General features: G+C 60.9%; 22 protein-coding genes. 11 read left to right on the top strand and 11 right to left on the bottom strand.

The window, feature by feature from the left end:
* Positions 1-31 precede the first annotated feature (31 nt).
* From AC1DV9_RS02945 to AC1DV9_RS02915, 7 genes are read right to left on the bottom strand one after another with little or no spacing between them, the layout of a single operon-like run.
* Positions 32-910 (bottom strand): alanyl-tRNA editing protein, encoded by an 879-nt coding sequence (locus tag AC1DV9_RS02945; protein ID WP_112597430.1) that lies wholly within the window; start codon positions 908-910, stop codon positions 32-34.
* Positions 911-932: 22 nt separating this feature from the next.
* Complete coding sequence (locus AC1DV9_RS02940; RefSeq protein ID WP_477944711.1) at positions 933-1880, bottom strand: threonine ammonia-lyase; 948 nt, start codon at positions 1878-1880, stop codon at positions 933-935.
* A gap of 20 nt (positions 1881-1900) precedes the next feature.
* Complete coding sequence (locus tag AC1DV9_RS02935) at positions 1901-2890, bottom strand: ornithine cyclodeaminase family protein (RefSeq protein WP_112597426.1); 990 nt, start codon at positions 2888-2890, stop codon at positions 1901-1903.
* On the bottom strand, positions 2887-4011 hold the full coding sequence (locus AC1DV9_RS02930) for a DUF2817 domain-containing protein (protein WP_477946072.1): 1125 nt from the start codon (positions 4009-4011) through the stop codon (positions 2887-2889). The genes AC1DV9_RS02935 and AC1DV9_RS02930 overlap by 4 nt, the downstream gene beginning before the upstream one ends.
* Positions 4012-4050: 39 nt before the next feature.
* Positions 4051-5208, bottom strand: coding sequence for a M20 metallopeptidase family protein (locus tag AC1DV9_RS02925; protein ID WP_477946071.1), 1158 nt, complete (start codon positions 5206-5208; stop codon positions 4051-4053).
* Positions 5209-5254: 46 nt separating this feature from the next.
* On the bottom strand, positions 5255-6208 hold the full coding sequence (locus AC1DV9_RS02920; protein ID WP_162702646.1) for a Rossmann-fold NAD(P)-binding domain-containing protein: 954 nt from the start codon (positions 6206-6208) through the stop codon (positions 5255-5257).
* Positions 6205-7155, bottom strand: a complete 951-nt coding sequence (locus AC1DV9_RS02915; protein WP_112389049.1) for a threonine/serine dehydratase — start codon at positions 7153-7155, stop codon at positions 6205-6207. Before AC1DV9_RS02915 ends, AC1DV9_RS02920 begins: the two co-directional genes overlap by 4 nt.
* Positions 7156-7425: 270 nt before the next feature.
* Between AC1DV9_RS02915 and AC1DV9_RS02910 the strand changes: the two genes are divergently transcribed.
* From AC1DV9_RS02910 to AC1DV9_RS02865, 10 genes are all read left to right on the top strand, one after another.
* The gene (locus AC1DV9_RS02910; protein WP_112388810.1) at positions 7426-8088 is read left to right on the top strand and encodes a helix-turn-helix transcriptional regulator; all 663 of its coding nucleotides are present in this window, start codon (positions 7426-7428) and stop codon (positions 8086-8088) included.
* Between the two features lie 80 nt (positions 8089-8168).
* Positions 8169-8942 (top strand): lysine/arginine/ornithine ABC transporter substrate-binding protein, encoded by a 774-nt coding sequence (locus AC1DV9_RS02905; RefSeq protein WP_477946069.1) that lies wholly within the window; start codon positions 8169-8171, stop codon positions 8940-8942.
* 36 nt (positions 8943-8978) lie between these two features.
* Complete coding sequence (locus AC1DV9_RS02900; RefSeq protein ID WP_112538262.1) at positions 8979-9683, top strand: ABC transporter permease subunit; 705 nt, start codon at positions 8979-8981, stop codon at positions 9681-9683.
* On the top strand, positions 9680-10366 hold the full coding sequence (locus tag AC1DV9_RS02895) for an ABC transporter permease subunit (protein ID WP_477946067.1): 687 nt from the start codon (positions 9680-9682) through the stop codon (positions 10364-10366). Before AC1DV9_RS02900 ends, AC1DV9_RS02895 begins: the two co-directional genes overlap by 4 nt.
* 1723 nt (positions 10367-12089) lie before the next feature.
* A complete protein-coding gene (locus AC1DV9_RS02890) occupies positions 12090-12725 on the top strand; it encodes a hypothetical protein (protein ID WP_477946065.1) in 636 nt (211 codons plus the stop codon).
* A 356-nt stretch (positions 12726-13081) separates the two neighbouring features.
* Complete coding sequence (locus tag AC1DV9_RS02885; RefSeq protein WP_477946063.1) at positions 13082-14239, top strand: Gfo/Idh/MocA family protein; 1158 nt, start codon at positions 13082-13084, stop codon at positions 14237-14239.
* A 12-nt stretch (positions 14240-14251) separates the two neighbouring features.
* Positions 14252-15136: a carbohydrate ABC transporter permease gene (locus tag AC1DV9_RS02880; protein WP_442208402.1), complete on the top strand. Its 885-nt coding sequence runs from the start codon at positions 14252-14254 to the stop codon at positions 15134-15136.
* Positions 15133-15993, top strand: coding sequence for a carbohydrate ABC transporter permease (locus AC1DV9_RS02875; protein WP_112597407.1), 861 nt, complete (start codon positions 15133-15135; stop codon positions 15991-15993). The genes AC1DV9_RS02880 and AC1DV9_RS02875 overlap by 4 nt, the downstream gene beginning before the upstream one ends.
* 66 nt (positions 15994-16059) lie before the next feature.
* Positions 16060-17262: an ABC transporter substrate-binding protein gene (locus tag AC1DV9_RS02870; RefSeq protein WP_477831183.1), complete on the top strand. Its 1203-nt coding sequence runs from the start codon at positions 16060-16062 to the stop codon at positions 17260-17262.
* Between the two features lie 85 nt (positions 17263-17347).
* Positions 17348-18481, top strand: a complete 1134-nt coding sequence (locus AC1DV9_RS02865) for an ABC transporter ATP-binding protein (RefSeq protein ID WP_477946061.1) — start codon at positions 17348-17350, stop codon at positions 18479-18481.
* A gap of 37 nt (positions 18482-18518) precedes the next feature.
* Here the strand turns inward: AC1DV9_RS02865 and AC1DV9_RS02860 are convergent, their stop codons facing one another.
* From AC1DV9_RS02860 to AC1DV9_RS02845, 4 genes are all read right to left on the bottom strand, one after another.
* The gene (locus AC1DV9_RS02860; RefSeq protein WP_112388800.1) at positions 18519-18728 is read right to left on the bottom strand and encodes a hypothetical protein; all 210 of its coding nucleotides are present in this window, start codon (positions 18726-18728) and stop codon (positions 18519-18521) included.
* A 73-nt stretch (positions 18729-18801) separates the two neighbouring features.
* Complete coding sequence (locus tag AC1DV9_RS02855; protein WP_477946059.1) at positions 18802-19902, bottom strand: D-TA family PLP-dependent enzyme; 1101 nt, start codon at positions 19900-19902, stop codon at positions 18802-18804.
* Position 19903: 1 nt separating this feature from the next.
* The gene (locus AC1DV9_RS02850; protein WP_477946057.1) at positions 19904-21379 is read right to left on the bottom strand and encodes a M81 family metallopeptidase; all 1476 of its coding nucleotides are present in this window, start codon (positions 21377-21379) and stop codon (positions 19904-19906) included.
* 30 nt (positions 21380-21409) lie between these two features.
* Positions 21410-21895: a hypothetical protein gene (locus tag AC1DV9_RS02845; RefSeq protein ID WP_112514418.1), complete on the bottom strand. Its 486-nt coding sequence runs from the start codon at positions 21893-21895 to the stop codon at positions 21410-21412.
* 111 nt (positions 21896-22006) lie between these two features.
* On the opposite strand from AC1DV9_RS02845, the gene AC1DV9_RS02840 reads away from it, so the two are divergent.
* The gene (locus AC1DV9_RS02840) at positions 22007-22393 is read left to right on the top strand and encodes a RidA family protein (protein WP_112388797.1); all 387 of its coding nucleotides are present in this window, start codon (positions 22007-22009) and stop codon (positions 22391-22393) included.
* Positions 22394-22411: the final 18 nt, after the last annotated feature.

The raw sequence follows: 22411 nt of genomic DNA, 5'->3' as shown, positions 1-22411 counted from the left end.
GCCGCCGCCTTGCAGGTTTTTTAAGATCCGCTCAGCGTGCTGCCGTGTGCATGACGACGCCACCATCGACCGGCTCGATCGACACGGTGATCGCGGCGATGTCCTGGAGGCTCGCCACGTGGGTTCCGGCGCAATACATCTGCGCCTGCTTGCCATCGAGAACGCATTCCCAGAGGCGCCGCGTATCGAGCGTCGAGGGAACTGGCGTCAGCGAGATGGCTGTGGGCTGAGAAAGCCAGCCGCGCAGCGTCTCGTTGATCGCCTCGATGACGGCCGGCAGGTCGGCGACCAAGCGGTCGAGTTCGAAGCCCTTTTTTCGCAGCGTCTTGCCAACGCGATAGGTATCGACCGACGCCTGCTCCGACAGCAGCGCGCTGACGATCGCTTCCTTGTCGAAATCGGGATTTCCGAGCGTATCGAGCGCGGCGCCCTCCTTGGTCCAATAGCTCTTGGCGGCGCGGTTGAGCGCAAAGGCCGAGAGGTGAGCTGCCGTGTGAGCCAGGCTGAGCTTGCGCCGGCGATCGGCATCGACCTCGATGGTGACGGTCTCGCCGGCAGCAGGCGCATCACCTGTGATCACATGGATGACGACGCTCTTCCATTCGTCGCCGGTGCGGCCGAGCGCCCGGGCGTCTTCGCCGAAAACGAGCTCGCCGGTTTCGGCATTGGCCATGCCGGTCCAGGCATCGGTGATCTCCAGACGCTGTCCGCCGGCCGTGATCATGACGCCGCCATCGGCGGGCTGGTCCGGCCAGCGGAAGCTCACCGGATGAACCGGCGTCTCGTCGCATATGACAAGCGCGTTGCCGTCGGGCCCTGCAGCCGCAAACAGCACCTTGCCGCTGCCGCTCACATCGCCGCTGGCAAAGCCGATCCGTGTGCTGTCCCTGACATCTGTTTGAAAACGCATAATGCTATCCTTGGTAAATTGGTCAAAGCCACTGCTTGAGCAGCGCGAGATCGATATTGCCGCCGGAAACGACGCAGACGACCGGTCCCTTGCCGCGCACCCGCTCGCGATTGGCAAGGAGACCCGCCAGCGCGGCGGCACCTGCGGGCTCGGGGGTGAGCTTGCAACGCTGCATCAGAAGCTTCATTGCGCCGACGATCGCTTCGTCGTCAACAAGCAACACGTCCTCGAACCGCTGGCGGACAAGCTCGAAGCACTTGACGCCGGCACTTGGCGCGGCCAGACCATCGGCGATCGTCTTGACGACAGGCAGTCGCACAGCGCTTCCCGTCTTCAGGCTCTCATACATCGCCGGCGCCCCTTCGGGCTCGATGCCGAACAGCGAGACGGAATGGCTATGGGCGATCGCCGCCTTGGCAAGCCCACCTGCCATGCCGCCGCCGCCCATGCCGAGGAAGATCGTCGCGACGTCAGGAAGATCCTCGAAGATCTCGCAGCCGAGCGAGGCATGGCCGGTCATCAGCGCATCGTCGTCATAGGAGGAGATATAGGTGAGGCCACGTTCCCGCGCTGTATCGAGGCAGAACTGGGCCGCTTCCTGCGGCGTGCCGTGCAGGATCACCTCTGCGCCGTAATCCTTGGTCGCCTGCACCTTGGTCGGGTTGGCGGTCGCGGCCATGACGACGACGGTCTTCACGCCGAGCGCCGTTCCCGCGTAGGCAAGCCCCTGCGCCGCGTTGCCGGCCGAAAAGGTGATGGCGCCGGCCGCCCGCTCAGCATCGGAGAGCGACATCAGCGCCCAGATCATGCCGCGCGGCTTGTAGGAGCCGGTTTTCTGGAAGAGCTCCGCCTTCAGATAAACGTCTTCCCCGACAAGCTTGGAAAGCGTCGAAGAGTGCCAAAGCGGCGTGCGATGGATATGCGGCTGGACGGCGGCCCGGGCGCGTTCGATGTCGTCAAGCAGGCTCATATGATCCATCTCCGTCCGTTTCATGAAAAATCGACGCTGGCGCCGAGCCCGTACTCGGTGGCAGCCGTGTAGAGAAAATGCGCGCAGACGAGATCCTCGGCGGGAATCCCAAGCGACTTGTAGATGGTAATCTCATCGGCCGTCTGGCGCCCGGTCTTGCGGCCGATCAGGATCTCGCCGATCTCGCCGACGATGTGATCGTCGCTCACGCGGCCCTCGCGTTTCGCGGCCAGAAACTCTCCGCCCTGCAGCAGCGTCGAGGGTTTGTAATCGACGAAGAAGCGCGAGCGCGCGACGGCATCGACGTCGATCTCGCGGGCCGCGGCAACGCTTGAGCCGACCACGTTGAGATGCGCACCCGGGCTGATCATCCGGCCGGCAAGAATAGGTTCGGCCGCACCCGTCACCGTGCAGATCAGGCTTGCACCGGCAACGGCTGCTTCCACCGATGGGGAAACTTCGATGGTGCAATCGACGAGCGCCCGGCCCTCGCGGGCAAAATGTTCGGCGCGTTCCTGCGAACGGCCCCAGACACGGACACGGTTGAGCGTGCGGACAGCCGCCATCGCCTTCAGATGCTGAAGCGCCTGTTCGCCATAGCCGAGGATCGCCAGATCACTGGCGTCGGGGCGTGCCAACAGGCGCGTTGCGAGCGCGCTGGCGGCTGCCGTTCTGATGGCGGTGACCTCGCCGCCATGGACGATTGCCACCGGCGCACCGGTCTCCGTGTCGAAAAGCGCGATGATACCGCGATGCGACTGCAGGCCCTTGGCGCCGTTCTCGGGATAGACGGCCGTCAGCTTGGCGCCGAAGCCCGCCGGTTCCTTCATCGCCCCCGGCATCAGCCCGAAGCCCCGGCCGCGGTCTCCCGGCAGACCCATGATCCAGCGCGGCGGCTGCAGCGTTTCACCCTGGGCGGTCTGCTGCATCGCTTGCGCCATCAGATCGATGCAGACGGGCATGGTGAGGAGCTGGCGAACAACGGGTTGATCGATAATGCGTAATGTCATGCTTGGTTCATTTCGGGCATAGAGGTTTCGTCATCGAGCCGGATGCGCTCGACCATTTCACGGAAGACCTGGCGGCCGCGGAACCAGACCATCTCGCGCCAGTCGTCGCTGTCGGGGCAATGCAGATCGCGCCAGCGGCGGCGCGCGGCGCGCGCTTCGGCCGAGAGACGGTCGCCATCACGCCACAGCAGCGCATCGTTGCGTTCCAGCCGCGCCCTCTGTCCGTCCGCCAGCCATTCGCCGCCGAATTCCAGGCACATGGCGATGACATCGGCCTTGGCGATTTGGCGTTCGCAATAGCCGTAGAAATGGCCGTGCTGGATGAATTCCTCATGGGCACGATCGCCGGCCAGCGGCGCCTCGATGGTCGGGCCGAAAAGGGTACGCGCCTTCTCAAGCTGCGGTCCGCCGGGCATGTGCCAGAGTGGAATGCCGTAGCCATAGGGGCCGTAGCCCGTGTGGATATCGACGACGGCGATGCGCTTGGCCTTGCCGCAATAGCGGTCGAAGATCTCATCGACAATCCGGCGGCTCCAGACTGGTGCCGACCCGCCATAGGATGGCGCATCCGGGAAAGAATACTGGCCGCCCTGCAGGGTCATGCCGGAGGTCAGACGGCCATGCTTCTCGCGATAGGCGGCGAGCGCCGCATCGGCCGCGTTGCGCCGGTTGGTATCGTCCTCAGGGCACATCACGTGCTCGTAGAGTTTCGCATAATCGGGATTGGCCGGAACGCAGGCGAAGTCGACATAGTGACGGTTGAGGTCAACATTGTCTTCCTGCTGACGCCGGTCCCAGGCCATGCCCCAGGGATTGATGGCATGGATATGCAGCATCGCGACATCATCGGGCAGCGCCAGGTCGCGGCGCGCCCAGCCCGTCTGGCAGGCAGAACCCGCCCAGCCCTCGACACCATGGGTGCCTGAGACCGAGACGATCAGGTATGGCGCATCGATGCGGCCGAAATAGGCGGTATCGGTTGCAAGCTCTTCGCCGTCTGGACCTTTGAGCGGATGCGGAAAGGTTTCGAGAATTGCCGCGTCCCGGCACGCATCAAGAAATTTCTGGCGCGCCGCGGGAAAGGTCGCCGAAAAATCCTCCAGAAAGCTGCGATCATACATGGCTGCATTTCCCTGATATCGTCACAGACATAGCGGACATCACGCCAGCGCCCGTTCCGCCGTCGCGGCAAGCAGGCTTGCGCCACGCACGAGAATGTCGTCGTTGAAGTCGTAGTTCGGCAGATGCAGCCCGGCACTTTCATCGGCGGTGCCGTTGCCGATCCAGATATAGGCGCCGGGCAGATGCTGCAGGAACACGCCGAAATCGTCGCCCGCCATCGTCGGCGGCAGGGTTTCGACCTCGCTTTCGCCGAAAAGCTCGGTGGCCGCATCGCGCATCAGCCTGGCTTCCGCCCGCGTATTGACCACTGGCGGACACAGACCATCGTCGAAACGGATCGCACCCTCCGTTCCGGCAATTGCCGCGGCAGAGCGGACGATCTCTTCGAGGCGGCGCTGGATCAGCTGCAGCACGTCGAGGCCGAAGGCGCGGAAGGTCCCCGTGAGGACCGACTTCTTGGAAATGATATTCTGCGCATGTCCACCCTGAAACGAACCGATGGTGACGACCGAGGCGCTGAGCGGATCGATGGCGCGCGCGGCAATCTGCTGGACACCGGTGACGAAATGCGACCCGGCCAGGATCGGATCACCGGTCAGATGCGGCATGGCCGCATGCGCGCCGGCGGCCGTGAACGTGACCTCGAATTCGCCGGTTCCGGCCATGACGGGACCATCGTGGACGACGATGGCGCCGGCCCGGAGGCCCGGCCAGTTGTGCAGGCCGAACACCCGCTCTGCTGGGAAACGGGCGAGAAGCCCATCATCGATCATGTGCTGGGCGCCGCCATAGCGCTCCTCGGCCGGCTGGAAGAACAGATAGACCGTTCCGCGGAAACGCCGCGTGCGGGCAAGGTGCGTCGCCGCGCCGATCAGGATCGCCACATGTCCGTCATGGCCGCAGGCATGCATCTTGCCCGGGATCTCCGACGCGTAGGGACGGCCGCTCTGTTCCTCGATCGCCAGCGCATCCATATCGGCGCGCAGGGCAATGGCTGGCCCAGGGGCCGATCCGTGAATGACGCCGACAACACCGTGGCCACCGATCCCGGTATGAACCTCGATCCCGAGCTCGCGCAGACGCTCGGCGACATAGGCTGCGGTCCACGCCTCCTCGAGCGACAGCTCCGGATGCGCATGCATGGTGCGGCGCATGTCCCGCAGCTGGGGGAAGGCATCCACTATCGTCTGAAACATGACCTCACCTCGTTGAACACGGACACCGCACGCGGCGCGGCAGGCATCAGATATCTCCGGCGATAACCGCCGATGCGATCGCCACGTCCTGCACGGCCAGACCGGTGAGTGCTGCAACGGTCACCTGACCGGCGCTGGACCGCCCCTTCGCCGTGCCGGCGATGATCTGACCCAGTTCGCTGACGCGCTCGAGTTCGACAGTCCGGGCATCCAGCGCACCCTTCAGGTCACCGCGCAGCGCGCCCTGGACGCGGCTATCGACGGCAACCAGATCGGCAGCGGCGAAAATATCGGCATGCAGTTCGCGCTTGTCGGGCGTATCCGCGCCCATCGCGGTCACATGCGTTCCCGGGCGGATCATGGCGCCATGGAGATGCGGCTCGTGGCTTGCAGTGGTGGTGACGATGATCCGGCAGCGTTCCGCCACATCCTCGACGCTCGATGCGACTGCGACCGTGTAACCGTCCTTGCGCATCCGCTCGGCATAGCTTTCGGCAGCTTCCGCCCGGCGGCCCCAGACGAGGATGTTCTTGCAGGGCCTGACGAATTGCAGGAATTTCACCTGGAGCTCGGCCTGCAGACCAGTCCCGATGACACCGATCGTCTCGACGTTTTCGGGGGCCAGGTACTTGGCCGCGACGGCGCCTGCCGCAGCGGTGCGGATATCCGTCAGATGGCCGCGATCGTCGAGAATGGCCGCAAGCGCGCCCGTCTGGCGATCGAAGGCCAGCATCACGCCGTTGCTGCTCGGCAGACCATGGCGCGGGTTCTCGTAGAAGCCGGAGGCGATCTTGACGACATAGAACGCGCCGCCGCCGATATAGCCATACTTGATATGCACGTCACCCGGCGGGTTGTCGAAGATCAATTCGCCCGGCGGCGGGACGATGGCTTCGCCGCGCGAGAAGGAGCGAAATGCCTCTTCCACGCAAAGGACGGGATCCACCGTCTCGAGGCGCTTTCTGATTTCCTCCGGAGAAAACAGCCGTGGCGCGCTCAAATCACGCTCCTCAGAACATCGCGGCTGATATTCGCGCCACAGATGACGGCGACCGAGCGGCCGCGGGTCCATTCGGCACCGGCCTTGCAAAGGCCCGCGAGTGCGACACCGGCCGCACCTTCGAGCAGCATGTGGTGGCCGTCGATGAAGGTACGCATCGCCTCGGCGATCTCTTCTTCTGAAACGTCGATCCAGTGATCGACGAGATCGCGGCAGAAGGGGAAGGTAATCGTATCGGATTCGAGGCCGCCGGCCGTGCCATCGGAAAGCGTATCGTCAGACGGAAGATCGAGAACCGAACCGGCCTCGACCGAGCGCGCCATCACGCAGGATGCCGCAGGCGAGCAGCCGATGATACGGGTGTTCGGCGAGACGGCCTTGATATAAGCAGCAATACCGCCGATCAGGCCGCCGCCGCCGACGGAGATGAAGAGGTTGTCGATCGGCTGGCTCTGACGCATCAGCTCGACGCCGATGGTGCCCTGGCCGCGCATGACCTCATAGTCGTTGTAAGGCGGAACATAGAGGCAGCCATGCTCTGCAGCATAGGCGCGTGCGTGGATTTCGGTATCGATGCTGTCGTCACCGAAGAATTCAACCTCGGCGCCGAGGTTCCGGATATTGGCGACCTTCGAGGGCGATGCACCCTCGGGGACGAAAACCAGACCCTTGCCGCCGATGACGCGCAAAGCATAGGCAACGGCAGCGCCGTGATTTCCGGATGAAGCGGTGACCACCTTGGTCTTCGTCGCCTCGCCGCCCATCGCCAGGATCTTGTTCAGCGCGCCGCGCAGCTTGAAGGATCCGGTATGCTGCAGGTTTTCAAGCTTGAGGAGAACCTCCTGGCCCACCCGGCTTGAAAACACCGGCGACGGCTCCAGCAGGGTTTCCCGTGCGTATGGCCGGATACGGCGCTCTGCCGCTTCGATGGTCTCGGAAATGCTCATGTAAAACTCCATTCTTGAAGGCCGGCGCAGGATCGTCTCGGCGGATAGAAAATTAGACAGAAAATCCATCGGGAGACACTGCGTCTGCATCCACAACCTCGGCTTGAGAAATTCGGCGGCGAACGAGAAGCGATAAAACCAGCGCTGAAATGCTGGTCCATGCCTCTGTCACGCACTCCATTTCCTCCCTTCCAATCTCCTATACCCGGATCTCGTTTGAGACAATATGTCTGAATTGACAAAATGTCTCATCAGCCGTAACTGTTGCTCATGAAGGAAGTTCTGAAGCCCTACGTCCCCGTTTGCCAGGCGATCGCAACGCTTCTGCAGCCGCATGCCGAAGTGGTTCTGCATGACCTCGCAACCGGCAACATCGCCTATATCGCCAACGCCTTTTCGAAGCGCCGGCCGGGCGACTCGTCGATGACCGATCTCGATGTGGCGATCTCGATCGACTCCTCGGTGATCGGGCCGTACCGCAAGACCAACTGGGATCGGCGCCAGCTTCGCTCCGTTACCGCGGTGCTGCGCGATCACGCCGAGCGGCCGGTCGGACTTCTCTGCGTCAACCTCGATATCTCCGCCTTCGAAGGTGCCGTCGAATTCATCCGCAACCTCATTCAGTTCTCGCCGCCGTCCGACCCGCCGGCAGCGCTCTTCAAGAGTGACTGGAAAGAGGTGGTCAGCGCCACGATCGACGCCTATCTGCGCGAGAAGCGGCTGACCGAGGCAGGTCTCAGCAAGGACGATTTGAGCGAACTGGTCGGCATTCTCGATCGCCAGGGCATTTTCTCGATCCGCAACGCGACGCCTTACATCGCCGAGGTGCTGAAGATGTCGCGCGCGACGCTCTACAAGCACCTGAAAGACCTGAGGCAGAAAAAGAGCGGCAGCAATTCTTCCGAGAACTACGGATCCTTGGAGGAAATTTAAGGCCGCCCGGCGCGGAACGGCATCAGCATTCCAAGGGCGGCTTCCGGCAAGCAACCACCATAATGATAAAGGGAACTGAGATGAACAGGACTATTGCAGCTGCAGCACTGACGGCATTCGGCCTTCTCGGGCTTTCGGCGACCACCGCCAGTGCCCAGGACACGCTGACCATCGCCACCGAAGGCGCCTATCCTCCCTTCAACTTCAAGCAGGCAGACGGCACGCTGGCCGGTTTCGACGTCGATATCGCCAAGGCGCTCTGCGACAACATGAAGGCCGACTGCAAGATCGTGGCGCAGGATTGGGACGGCATCATTCCTGGCCTTCTCGCCCACCACTACGATGCGATCGTCGCTTCGATGTCGATCACCGACGAGCGCAAGAAGAAGATCGCTTTCACCAACCCCTACTACCACACGGCTGGTGCGATGGCGGTTCTGAAGTCGGCGCCGCTGCCGGGCAACACGCCTGACGACCTGAAGGGCAAGACGCTCGGTGTTCAGTCCTCCTCGACCTTCTCGACGCTGATCGAAGACAAGTACAAGGACGCCGAAGTCCGCCAGTATGGCACCGTTGACGAAGCTCTTCTCGATCTCGTCGCCGGCCGCGTCGATGCCGTCATGGCCGACAAGATCACGCTGACCGAGTGGTTCAAGAAGTCGGGCAACGATTGCTGCCAGCTGACCGGCAACGACATCAAGGACTCGCACTACCTGGGTGACGGCGTCGGCATCGGCATCCGCCAGGCCGAACCGGCGCTGCAGGAAAAGCTGAACAAGGCTCTGGCCGCGATCGTCGCCGACGGCACCTACAAGACGATCAACGCGAAGTATTTCCCCTTCTCGATCTACTAAGCCCGCTCTGCCGAGACCCTGGAGACGAAGAGGCATATGGAAACTCTCGGATTTGGCGCGAATGGCTGGGGCGGTCAGCTACTCGCCGGTACTCTGCTGACGGTAGAGCTGGCGCTGACGACCCTGCCCTTCGGCTTCGCGCTGGGGCTCGCACTCGCCTTGATGAAGAATGCCCGCAGCAAAGCGCTGCGGGCATTTGGCGAAGCATTCACCACCGCTTTCCGCGGCCTGCCGGAATTGCTGACGCTTCTCCTGATCTATTACGGCTCCTCCATCGCCATCCGGACGATCGGCGAATGGATGGGCTACAGCGTCAATCTTGAACTCAGCCCGTTCATCGCCGGCGTCATTGCGCTCGGCGCCGTTTTCGCCGCCTATTCCAGCGAAATCCTGCTCGGCGCGTTGCGCGGCATCGACCGCGGCCAGATCGAAGCCGGGCTGAGCCTGGGTCTCAAGCCCTTTCCGCTGTTCCTGAAGGTGATCTTTCCGCAGCTTCTGCGCCCTGCCCTGCCCGGGCTCGGCAATTGCTGGCTGGCGCTTCTCAAGGAAACATCGCTGGTTTCGGTCATCGCCCTCGACGACATCCTGCGCCAAGCCTACCTGGCATCCGGCCAGACCAAGCAGCCTTTTCTGTTTTACGCCGCCGCCTGCGGCATCTACCTGCTGCTGACGATGATTTCCAGCACCGTGCTCTCGGCACTCGAGCGCTACGCCAATCGCGGTTGGGGAGACGCCCGATGATCGATCTCGATGTTTTCCAGCAATATGGCGGGCGGCTGTTCTCGGGCCTGCTCATCACCATCGAGCTGACTGTCATCTCCATTGCGCTCGGGGCGATCCTCGCCGCACTCCTCACCTGGGCGCGCTTGTCTGGTCCCAAGGTGGTGAGGGCTGCAGCATATGCCTATTCCTATGCCGTGCGCGGCACGCCGCTGCTCGCCCAGGTCTTCCTGGTCTATTACGGCTCCGGACAATTCCGGCCGGAACTGCAGGCGCTCGGCCTTTGGCCACTGTTCCGCGAGCCGCAATTCTGCGTGCTTCTGACCTTCAGTCTCAACACCGCGGCCTATCAATCCGAGATCTTCCGCGGTGCGGTGCTTGCCGTTCCGCGGGGACAGATGGAAGCCGCCAAGGCTCTTGCCCTGAAACCGTGGCTGGCGATGCTGATGATCGTCGCGCCGCAGGCGGCGCGTCATGGCTTGCGCGGTTTCGGCAACGAAGTCGTACTCGTCCTCAAAGGCAGCGCAGTGGCGAGCGTCGTCACCGTCTACGACCTACTCGGGGCCACGCGTTTCGCCTTTCAGCGCACCTACGACTTCCACCTCTATATCGCCGCGGCGATCGTTTACATCATCATCGTCGAGATTCTGAGACGCAGCTGGAACCACCTCGAAGCCCGCTTCCGCCTTAAGGGCGCTCGCTGAACGCTCCCAGCCATCCCGATTGCAGCCATCCCGAGACAGTGCTCAAATCATGACGGGAAACGTCTATGGAAGAAATTTATCTCGCTAGATCTCTGCAATCTCCGATCTCGATGGCTTCGATGTCTTGGCGGTGGTCCACTTTGACGACAACTATGAGATAGTTGGGCTCGCCCTCACGCTGGCTGGGACCGCGTGCGAAAAATCCGTCTCCGTACAGCGCACGAACAGCAATCGAGTTTTCTCTAGGGAAACTATTGGGCAGGTTGGCTGGGCCCACGCACGGAACTGACCGGGTTGGAGCCGTTCCTTGACTTCTTGAAGTCCTGGTGAGGGGTTCAAGCCTTGGCGAGGGGCTATGCAGACGGCTGATCAACCGCACCATGGTCTTGGAGTAGGAGGGCAGCCGGACGGCACACATGTAAATGGGACAGCCAGACCTTCCGCAATCAATGTTTGGCCCACATCTCGGCCATCAACCTCCAGAATTCCACAGCTCCGGCCGTAGTTACACCTGTCTGTCCCTTCGGTCCCCGGCTTGCATGAGCAGGCAACTTTCGTGACGGCCGGCTTTCCTGAAGAGACAATCTCAACCAGGCGTTTGCTTGCTCTGATGCCAAGCACACGCTCATTCTCACATCTCGGTTCGAATTTTTCAGGCGTATTGAACCCGACAAGTCTGACCCGAGTGCCGTCATCCATCTTGATGGTGTCGCCGTCGGTGACGGAAAAGCTCCGCGATAGCGATGATGAGGTGATGCCTGTGAGCACTTGGGCGCTAAAGTTATCGGCAACCTGACGGCCTAACGCCGCTAGCATGATGACGACCAATATTGCGGCGATGAAGAGTAGCCTCTGCTCGCGGTAGCTGAGGCCCCAGAGTATGTTCCAATGCGGCTTACGAGGTGCGAAATTGCTCGTCACCAAACGCAAGTCGGCGTCACCTTTGATCATTGTCAATCGCTTTAAAGTCGCCAGCTGCTTCTCGCTGAAGCGCGTCTTTGTGCCATTGCGTTCGATCTTCCGCCGCATGTCCTGGAGGAAGTCACGCTGCCATCAGACATCCGTCTTTCTCCAAGGACGTCGTCAATACGGCTACGGAAATATGTGACCTCGACCTCTGACAGCATGGCTCGCCTCCCGAGTTTTTACCAACATAGCTTTGGCACGCTAAATTGCGGTATCAACAGTGCCTACAATTTTACCGAGCTTCATTGGCACAACGAGACATATGGCCCCCTCCCCCTGATCAATGCCGGGCACTCAGATCAACCCGTTCGATGGGCAATTGACCTCGCGAAACTTTCTCACCCCTGCTTTCGTAGGTGCTATCGAGGTCCGGCTGTTATTGTCGGACTTCTGTGCCGTCGCTTGACTCGGCAATTGCGGAAGGCTCGCCGGATCGATTTGCACGGCGAGCCTTTTTCGGTCGATCGACAAGATCGATCTGGCCGAAGCCTTTTGACCCACACCGCGCTAAACTCCACGTTCCACATCTTGGAAAAGGCTACGTGGTGCTTTTTGGTGTGTAGATTTATCGCCGGATTTAGGCCGGATCGGGCAGTAAGGGCCCTCCTTCAATCTGGTCCCAGCAAGGCGAACCACCCCGCGTTACATGCCGTTGCAAGATCGTGAAGGAACGTGCTTGTCCACAGCTGCGTTTGGCTGACGGTGGCAATCGCGCGCTTGTCATGCGATTGACTGAAACGGAATCGCTGACGAGGACATGATGGCTTTCGATTTCGGCATGCTTCCGATTGCGCTTGCGGCGGCAATCGTCACCCCATCGGCCGCGCCGCAGGACACGTCTCCACCGATGCTGCCCTTCGGTATCGCCCAGGATATGCGTCCTTCGGCGCTTGGCTGCGAGGCGATCGATGGCGGCAGCAGCAGCGCGGATGCGACCGGGCAATATGTCTGCAGGGGGGCCCCGGAAGCCAGCAGTCTCTTCAACGAGTATATTCTCGCCTATGTGAAGGGCACCGGGATCTGCAACATTTCGGCGGTCTCGCCTTATATCGCCGGCGACGAAGATGGCCGCAAGACGCGCGCCTTGTTCGCCAAGGCCTACCAGTTGATGAGCCGCCAGCTCGGAAAACCCGACGAGACCGTCGACCATGCCGAAGACGGCGAGCTGCGCGACAACAGTCAGTTCGAGGCCGCGATCATCAACGAAGACAGACAGATCTTCGACCAGTGGAACGATCTGTCTCTGCGTTTCGGCAACGCGGAATCTGCCAGCCTGACGATATCGGGTAGCGAGGATCTCGGTCTTGCCGTCTATGGCATCTTCCGTTTCGCCGGCAATGACGACTGCCTGCGCAAGCTGGAACTCGCGACCGGACGTTCGGCCGGAGAGTGATCGCAGCCACCTCTGAGCCCTGCAGCACGCCATCGCAGCGTTTCCGAGGCGCCGCGATCTGGCATGACTTGCCGAACGCCAACCCCGGGCGTAGTCTGAACTGAACGGGCATTTCCCTGAAAACTGTTTTCGGGCGCAACTGGTGCCGGAAATAGAAACCAGTTTCACTTATCGCGCAGCGGCCGCCCCACCGGCCGCAAGTCGCGTTTGCGTTTGAACCGCGAAAACTGCGCCTAGATCGTATATGATGAAAATAAATTTCATCAATGCGCTTTCAGGCCCGTTTTCGGTTGACGGCCTCTGATTTTTGTCCCAACTTGAAGAAAATAAATTACTAAATTGGGAACGTCATCGGGATGAAAGTGGGAATCATAGGGCTGGGATTCCGGCTCGGCTACCTCGGCCATGTCTTCACGGCAATCGACAGCAGCTTCGAAATCGTCGGCTATGTCGATCCGGAGCCCGCGGGCCTTCCGGGGTTGCAGGAAAAGGGCATCTCCGTCGGCAAGGCCTATGGCACGCCGCAGGAACTGCTTACTTCCGAAAAGCTCGATCTCTTGATGATCGGCTCTCCCAATCACATGCATCTCGATCACATCCGCCTCGGCCTTGAATCCGGCCTCAAGGTTTTCTGCGAAAAGCCGATCGTCACGACGATCGCCGAGAGCATCGAGCTCGCTCACCTGATGGCCAAGTTTGGTCATGAGCGGCTGATGGTCGGTCTCGTTCTGCGATACTCGCCGCTCTACAAGGACCTGCGCGCTGTTCAGGCGGAAGGCAAGCTCGGTCACATCGTTTCCATCGAGGCCTCCGAGCATATCGAGCCCTATCACGGCGCCTTCTTCATGCGCGACTGGCGCCGTTACGAACGCTATTCCGGCAGCTTCATGCTGGAAAAATGCTGCCACGATCTCGACCTCTATAATGGTGTCGTCGGCGCCCGGCCGGAGCGCGTTGCCAGCTTCGGCGGCCGCAAGAGCTTCACGCCCGCCAACGATCCGGCCCGCGAGGGCATCAACGACCTCGAACTCTTCCATCGCAAGCCGAGCGGCTGGATGGGATCCGACAAGGTGTTCGACAGCGACGGCGATATCATCGATTACCAGGTGGCGATCGTCGAATATGCCAATGGCGTCGGCATGAATTTCCACACCAACCTGAACGTTCCCGACCAGTTCCGCCGTTTCGCGATCATGGGATCGCGCGGTATGGCGGAAGGCGATTTCGTGCGCGGCTATCTCGATGTCCACGAGCAGCTGACCGGCAAGAAGGTCTTCGAGACCAAATATGCAGAAACCGAACTCTCGCAGCATTACGGCGCTGACGAACAGATGGCCGCCGATATCCTTGAGAGCGTCCGCACTGGCCTCGAGTTGCCTGTCTCGACATTGAATGCATTGGAAGCCGGCATTCTGGCGCTTGCCATGGATGAGGCGCGAATGAAAAAGACGATCGTCGACTTGCGTCCCATCTGGGACCGCTTCGACGAAGCCCTTCACGCAAGAGCGGCTTGAGGAGGGCTGGAGATGGGTGTTCAACGCAGCACAATCATCTTCGCCTGGCTCCTTCTCTTTCCGGCCGTCCTTTATGTGACAGTCATTGTCGCCTATCCGCTGCTTGACACGTTCATCCTGTCATTCACCGACGCGTCGCTGAAGAAGACCACCAACTGGGTGGGCTGGGTCAATTACGGCAAAATTTTCAACTCGACCTTTGCCGAGGTCATCATCCGGACCTTCATCTGGACGTTCTTCTCCGTGTCGATCAAGATGATCATCGGCGTCTTCGGCGCCACGATGTTGAATTCCGCCGTGCCCGGCCGGGCGCTGTTTCGCGTGCTGACCATGCCGCCTTGGATCGTTCCGATGGCGATCGGCATCTTCATGTGGGGCTGGATGTATAACGGCCAGTTCGGCATGATCTCCGGCATGCTGCAGCGCTTCGGCCTGGCGTCGGGTCCCGTCGCCTTCCTTGCCGAGGGATCGACGGCCTTCTGGGCGACCATCATCACCGACGTCTGGATCGGCGTGCCGATGGTGACGCTCTACATGCTGGCGGCCATGCAGGCGATCCCGCAGGATCTTTACGAAGCGGCCTGGACCGACGGCGCCGGACGTTTCTATCGCTTCCGCCGCATCACCCTGCCGCTGATCGTGCCGTCGATGATCACCATGTCGATGCTGTCGCTGATCTCGACCTTCAATTCCTTCGACATCATCTGGATCCTGACGCGCGGTGGCCCGAGCGGCGAGACCACGACGATGATCATCGACACCTACAAGACGGCGATCGGCTCCAACAAATATGGCGAGGGCGCTGCCCGCGCCGTGCTGATCTGCATCTTCCTGTCGATCTTCTGCGTCTGCTACTTCCGCATCACCAGCCGTCTTTCTTCCGGAGACAAGCGATGAGAACGCCGCATCTGCTGATCAACCGCTACAAATGGTACGAGATCGTCGGCATCTATGCCGGTATCCTGGTGTTCCTCACCTTCGTTCTCGCTCCCTTCGTCGAGGGTTTCCTCGTCTCGCTGAAGCCGCTCAGCCAGCTGTTTTCGTCCCCCTATCGGTTCATTCCCGAAAACGGCTCGTTCGAAGCCTATCGGACCATGTGGGTGAGCGTACCGGGCTTTGCGCGCTACATCTTCAACTCCTTCTTCATCTCGACGATCGTCACGACGGTGGTGCTGATCCTCGTCGTCCCGGCCTCCTATGCCTTCGCGCGCTTCGAATTCCGCGGCGCCGGGCTGCTGCTCGGCGCGTTCCTGGCGGTCAACATGTTTTCGGGCGCCGTTCTTCTCATCCCGCTCTTCCGGCTGATGCGCTCGTTCGGGCTGCTGAACACCTATTTCGCCATCATGGTTCCCGGCATCGCCTTCCTGATCCCATCGGCGATCTGGCTGCTACGCACCTATATGATGCGCATCCCGCGAGAGCTCGATGAAGCGGCCTTCGTCGATGGCGCCAGCCACTTCTATACGCTGCGCCGGGTCATCCTGCCGATCGCCATGCCGGGCATCACCGTCGTTGCCATCACCACCTTCATCGGCTCCTACGCCCAGCAATTCATCTACGCCCTGACCTTCAACTCCAAGACGGAATACGCCCCTCTGCCGGTCGGCCTGTTTGCCTATTTCGGCCGCCAGGAAGTCGTCTGGAACGAGTTGATGGCGGCAAGTTTCGTCGGCATCGCGCCGGCGATGATCGTGATTTTCTTCCTTCAACGGTATCTCGTCAGCGGTCTGACCGCGGGCGCGGTGAAACAGTAAGACAAAACTAAACCACCAGAGAAAAATGGGAGCTAAAAAGTGACGATTCAATTCAAGACCGGCCTCATGGCCCTTGCCCTGCTCGGCTCCACCGCGCTTGGTACCATGACCGCCCATGCAGCTGACCAGGAAATCAGCTGGATCTATTGCGGCGACAAGATCGACCCCATCCATGAAAAATACATCAAGGAATGGGAAGGCAAGAACCCCGGCTGGACCGTCAAGCCTGAAGTCGTCGGCTGGGAACAGTGCCAGGACAAGGCAACGACGTTGGCTGCGGCCGGCACGCCGGTCGGCATGGCTTATGTCGGCTCCCGCACGCTGAAGGAATTCGCGCAGAACGATCTCATCGTTCCGGTTCCGATGACCGACGAAGAGAAGAAGAGCTACTACCCGAACATCGTTGACACCGTCACCTTCGACGGCAACCAGTGGGGCGTGCCGGTCGCTTTCTCGACCAAGGCTCTCTACTGGAACAAGGACCTCTTCAAGCAGGCCGGTCTCGACCCGGAAACCCCGCCGAAGACCTGGGCTGAGGAAATCGCCGACGCCAAGGCCATCAAGGAAAAGACCGGCATTGCCGGCTACGGTCTGCCTGCCAAGACCTTCGACAACACGATGCACCAGTTCATGCATTGGGTTTACACCAACAACGGCAAGGTCATCGACGGCGACAAGATCGTCATCGACAGCCCGGAAGTTCTCGCAGCTCTTCAGGCCTACAAGGACATCACGCCCTATTCCGTCGAAGGCGCAACCGCCTACGAACAGAACGAAATCCGCGCCATCTTCCTCGATGGCAAGGTCGGCATGATCCAGGCAGGTTCGGGTGCTGCCGCCCGCCTGAAGGACACCAAGATCAACTGGGGCGTCGCTCCGCTGCCGCTCGGCCCTTCGGCCAAGGGTGAAGGCACGCTGCTGATCACCGACAGCCTGGCCGTTTTCAAGGGCACGGGCGTCGAAGAAAAGGCCGCCGAATTCGCCAAATACATCACCTCGCCGGGCCCGCAGGGCGAATACGAGCTGCAGGGCGGCGCAGGCCTCACCCCGCTGCGTCCGTCGGCAAAGGTTGACGAATTCGTCAAGGCCGATCCGTCGTGGAAGCCGTTCATCGACGGTATCGCCTTCGGTGGTCCTGAGCCGCTCTTCACCGACTACAAGGGCTTCCAGAACTCGATCATCGAGATGGTTCAGTCCGTCGTGACGGGCAAGGCCGAACCGGAAGCCGCTCTGAAGAAGGCTGCCGGCGAAATCGAAGCCTTCAAGTAAGCCGTATCAGGGGATCGCGGTCACTCGGCCGCGATCCCCACCGACCAACCTCATGCGCGTTCAGGCCGGGACCGGAGACAGATTTTTGGGACAGCTTCAGCTCAATAAAGTTCAAAAATTCTATGGCGATTACGAAGTTCTGAAAGGCGTCGAACTCGACGTGAAGAACGGCGAGTTCGTTGTCTTTGTCGGACCGTCAGGCTGCGGCAAGTCTACGCTATTGCGGATGATTGCCGGTCTCGATGCGACCACCAAGGGCGACATCGTCATCGATGGCGTCCGTGTCAACGAGCTGCCGCCCGTCAAGCGCGGCATCGCCATGGTGTTCCAGTCCTACGCGCTCTATCCGCATATGACGGTGTTTGAAAACATCGCCTTTCCGCTGCGTGTCGAGAAGATGGAGGAGGAAAAGCTCAAGGCGCGCGTCGAAAACGCTGCCCGCATCCTCCACCTCGAAACCCGCCTGCAGCAGAAGCCCGGCATGCTCTCGGGCGGCCAGCGCCAGCGCGTCGCCATCGGCCGTGCGATCGTTCGCGAACCGAAGATCTTCCTGTTCGACGAGCCGCTATCCAACCTCGACGCCGCATTGCGCGCCGACATGCGCATCGAGCTTGCCAAGCTGCACCGGCAGCTGAAGGCGACGATGATCTATGTTACCCACGACCAGGTGGAGGCCATGACCATGGCCGACCGCATCGTCGTGCTCGATTCCGGCAATATCTCGCAGACGGGCGCGCCGCTGGAGCTCTATCACAAGCCGGCAAACCAGTTTGTGGCTGGCTTTATCGGCAATCCGAAAATGAATTTCCTGCAGGTGACCTGCACATCCGTCGGCGATGCCGGCGTAACGGTCGATTACCGGGGCCAGACGGCGACATTGCCGGTCGCCCCGCGCGACGGGATGGCAGGGAAAACGCTGACGCTCGGCATCCGCCCGGAGCATGTGCAGCTTGCCAATGGCGACATCTCGCTGACGGTGACGCCGAGCGTCATCGAGCGGCTGGGCGCCAATACGGTTGCCTATGCCGCGCTCGGCAGCGAAACGGAAAATTTCTGCGCCATGCTGCCCGGCAGCGTCGGCATCCGCGCCGATATCCCGGTGACTGTCGGCATCAATGCCGTGGACTGCCATCTGTTCGACGAAGACGGTATCGCCTTCGAACGCCGGGTGGAACTCACCGAAATCGATATGAACCTGCTGTCTCCGGCGACAGTCTGAGGATCGCAATCGGACCGCAACAGCCGTCCGATCTCGTCTATTCCTCGATCAGGCCGTCATAGACTTCCATCAAGGCGTCGGTGATCGCCTGCCCGAGTGCAGCACCGGCCGCCCGGACATCATCCTCGCTGCCTTCACGGGCAGCCTTGGCGAGCTCGAAACCCTGGTCGCTGACGATTAGTTTGGCGACCTCAATTGCCCACTGGCCGAAATCACCGCGATTTCCAATCTGGACTTGCTCTTCCACGCCACTCTCCTTCGCTCGATGAACCTCATCTAGCGAATGCGGCAGCGTGCGCAAGCAGCAATTGACCGATCAGTTACCAGACGAGGCCGCGCGCAGCGACTTCCTCGACACGGGTGACGACGCCATTGCGGTGGAAGACCATCGTGTCGAAGAGGTTCGAGACCACACAGGTGTGATTGGGGATGATGAAGATCTTCTCGCCGATCTGCGGCCGCGGCCCCGTGCAAGCCGAGAGGTCGATGACGCCATGCTCTTCGGAGAGGCTTGTAATCCTGGCTTCCGGATAGCCGACGACAAGGCCGAAGTCGCTGAAACCCTGGAGATCTGAGGTCAGCGCCTTGGAACCGGCATCGATGACGGCGCGATCGGCATTCGGACGCGAGACCACGGTCGCGACGATATACATGGCGCAATCGTCTTCGCTGCAATGACCCATGCGGATCATCTGCCGGTCGTTATAGATATAGGTTCCGGCGCGATGCTCCGTCGCCGACTTTACCAAATGTGCGTCGAACAGGCTCGGCGTACCGCCATTGCTGACGATCGGGCAGGCGATGCCTTGCGCCGAGAGGAGCGAAAGGGTCGACTGGATGAAAGCCTCGACGGCATCGGCCGATTGCGGTTTCGGATAAGTGAGAATGCCGCCGAAGGTCAGTCCATCGGCCGCAGCTATCCGCTTGGCAAGCGATGCCGCCTCCTCCGGCGTCTGGACACCGCAGCGGCCCGCGCCCGTATCGCACTCGACCAGCACGGTGAGCGGCCGGTGGCCGGAGAAATGGGCTGCCAACCCGTCGATCGTCACTTCGCTATCGGCAACCACCTTCAGGCCGGAGATCCGCTCGTTGAGAGCACTCAGCCGCTCGAGCTTCTGCGACCCGAGGACATTGAAGGTGATCAGGATGTCCTCGAAGCCGGCCGCGGCAAAGACCTCTGCCTCGGTGACTTTCTGGCAATTGATGCCCTTGGCGCCGGCCGCGACCTGGGCGACGGCGAGTGCCGGGATCTTGTGGGTTTTGATATGCGGGCGAAAGTTCAGCCCGTGCTGATCCATATAGGATTGGACACGGTGGATGTTGGCGGCCAGCTTGTCTTCGTCGATAACAGGGCGGGGGGTCGAGAGATCCGCGATCCTGTCACCAGCCTTGGCGACGACGGCAAACTGGTTGTCACGCATCTCAGGCGGCTCCGCGTTCGGTTCCATGTGGATCGGCCACGACCGGCCAGATGTTCTTCGGCGCCCGGCGATAGGCCGTCGTTGCCGGATTATTGGGATAGGGCGTTCCCGCGGAGCAGTAAAGGATCTCGGCCGCGATCTTCGAGAAGGACGCGAAGAAGTGGTTGGTGGATTTGATCACCAGGATCTTCTGCTTCGCGGGATCAATGCCCATCACCGAGAACAGGCTGGGGTCGAAGCTCTGCGCCCGCGTCGAATTCAGGATGATATCGATGCCATCGAGCACGATATGAGCGGAATCGCCGAAGGGCGCCAGGCTCTCGCCGAACTGCATCTCGGCATTCTTCACCAGCTTGACGATCTTGACGGTGCCATCGACAGGATTGCCGGTGCCGGGTGCGGATTTGGCGCCGAACCGGAGCGGGATCTCGGCCCCCTCGCCTGCCGCAAAACAGATCTGCACGGCGACCGGATCCCAGATCGTGCCGATGGCAGCACTCTTGACGCCACGGGCGATCAACTCTTCGAGAATGACCGTCGCATCTCCAGCCGTACCGCCGCCCGGATTATCCCAGACATCGGCGATGACGACGGGCCAGGCGGTTGAGGCCAGCGCGCGGGACACCGCTTCCTTCTCGTCGATCTGCGGAACCATGAAGGTGCCGCGCTTGGAAAACAGCTCCATGCCGAGTTCGCGCGCCAAGGCGGCGCCCTTTTCCGGCTTGTTGTCGGTCACGACCAGAAGCTTGGTGCCCATCTCGGGCACGTCGCCGACCATGAAACCATGGACGACTGAGATCGACAAGACATCCGGGTCGTCCTTTTCGATCTTCATGATCTTGTCGACGAAGGAACGCATCGGATCGCGCGAGGTCGGGAAGACGTCGATCATCCGGCAATCGAACACCGAATTGACGGGCTTCACCCGTCCCTCCAGCGCATCGACGGCGATCCGCCACAGGTCTTCGGCGCGATCGACGAAATCGGTATGCGGGAATTCCTTGAAATAGACGGCGAAATTCAGGGCTTCGATGCGCTTCCTGGTGAGGTGGCTGTGCGGATCGAGCTCGGCACAGATCAGCACGTCAGGCCCGACCATTTCACGCATGCGGGAAAGCAGATCGCCTTCGGTATCTTCGTAGCCGGCAGCGACCATCGCACCGTGCAAGCCCATGACGATGGCATCGACCGGCAGCGCTGCCTTCAGCTGGCCGAGGATTTCGTCGCGCAGTTCCTCATAGGTGTTGCGATTGACGAGACCGGCCGGGTCTGCCCAGGTGGCGGTGCCCTCGATCAGCTCCCAGCCTTTTTCGGCGGCGACACGGCGGCCGACCGTGATCGGGGCGGTGCAGAGCGTCGGCGTTTCGGGATGCTGGCCGGGCGGCGCATAAAGCGAAGCCTCGAAAGCGCGGCGGTCCACGCAGATCGGTGAAAAGGTATTGGTCTCGGTCGCCAGTGCTGCCGTGAAAATGCGCAAGTGATTAGGCCTTTTAATGTCGGCCCTGCGTCAACCCATCGGGTTCGGCAGGTAGCCGGTGAAACCGCAGATCTTCCACCGTCCTTCGTGGAGCCTGCAATAATAGAGTGTCTGCCACTGCATGATGTCGCGGCTGCCATCGCTCTTCGTCAGGCCGCCGTCGAACTTCTTGCGGACAAGCGCCATGTCGCCCTCGATCTCGATGTGTTCGAGCGTCGTGGTGGTGAAGATTGCGGTGCGGGTATCCTCGGCAAAGCTTTGCGTGGCGAAGTCTTTCGCCTGCTTCAGCCACTCGTCGCGATAGGCTTTCAGCGTCGGAAAAGCGAGGCGCCATTTATCAGGGCTGACTTCCTTGCGGCCATCGATGCCGATGAAGCCTTCCTCGACGAAATCATGCTCGACCGCGGACCAGTCGGCGGCCAGAAAAGCGTCGATATCGCGGGGAACAAGCATCTCCCAGATGCTGTGCCTGGCGGTATCCGAGGACGGGAAAGGATTCTGGAAAGGATCACGCATGGCCGCCCTCGATTTAAATAGTTTTCATAAATGGCGTTTTTCGCTGGTCAAATTCTGCTTTCTATGGTCACTTGTCAACTTATCAAGAAAATAATTTGCAAGGAACCGGGCATGTCCATCAAACGCTATGGCACTGTTCAAACCGGCGCCGGTGGTAAGGCGCTGCCGTTCGCACGCGCTGTGGAAGCCGACGGCTGGCTCTATGTTTCCGGCCAGGTGGCGATGGAAAATGGCGAGATCATCGACGGCAATATCATTGCCCAGACCCACAAGACGATCGCCAATGTGCTCGCCATTCTCAAGGAAGCCGATTACGGCGTCGAGGACATCGTTCGCGTCGGCGTCTGGCTTGATGACCCGCGCGATTTCTGGACCTTCAACAAGATCTATCAGGAATATTTCGGCGAGCACCCTCCGGCCCGCGCCTGCGTCCAATCGTCCATGATGGTGGATTGCAAGGTCGAGATCGATTGCGTCGCTTATAAGAAAAAAGACTGAGAGCGGCGATTACGGGGG

The organism is Rhizobium sp. 01L410 (assembly GCF_056400165.1).
This window is presented reverse-complemented; position numbering and strand designations above follow the sequence as displayed.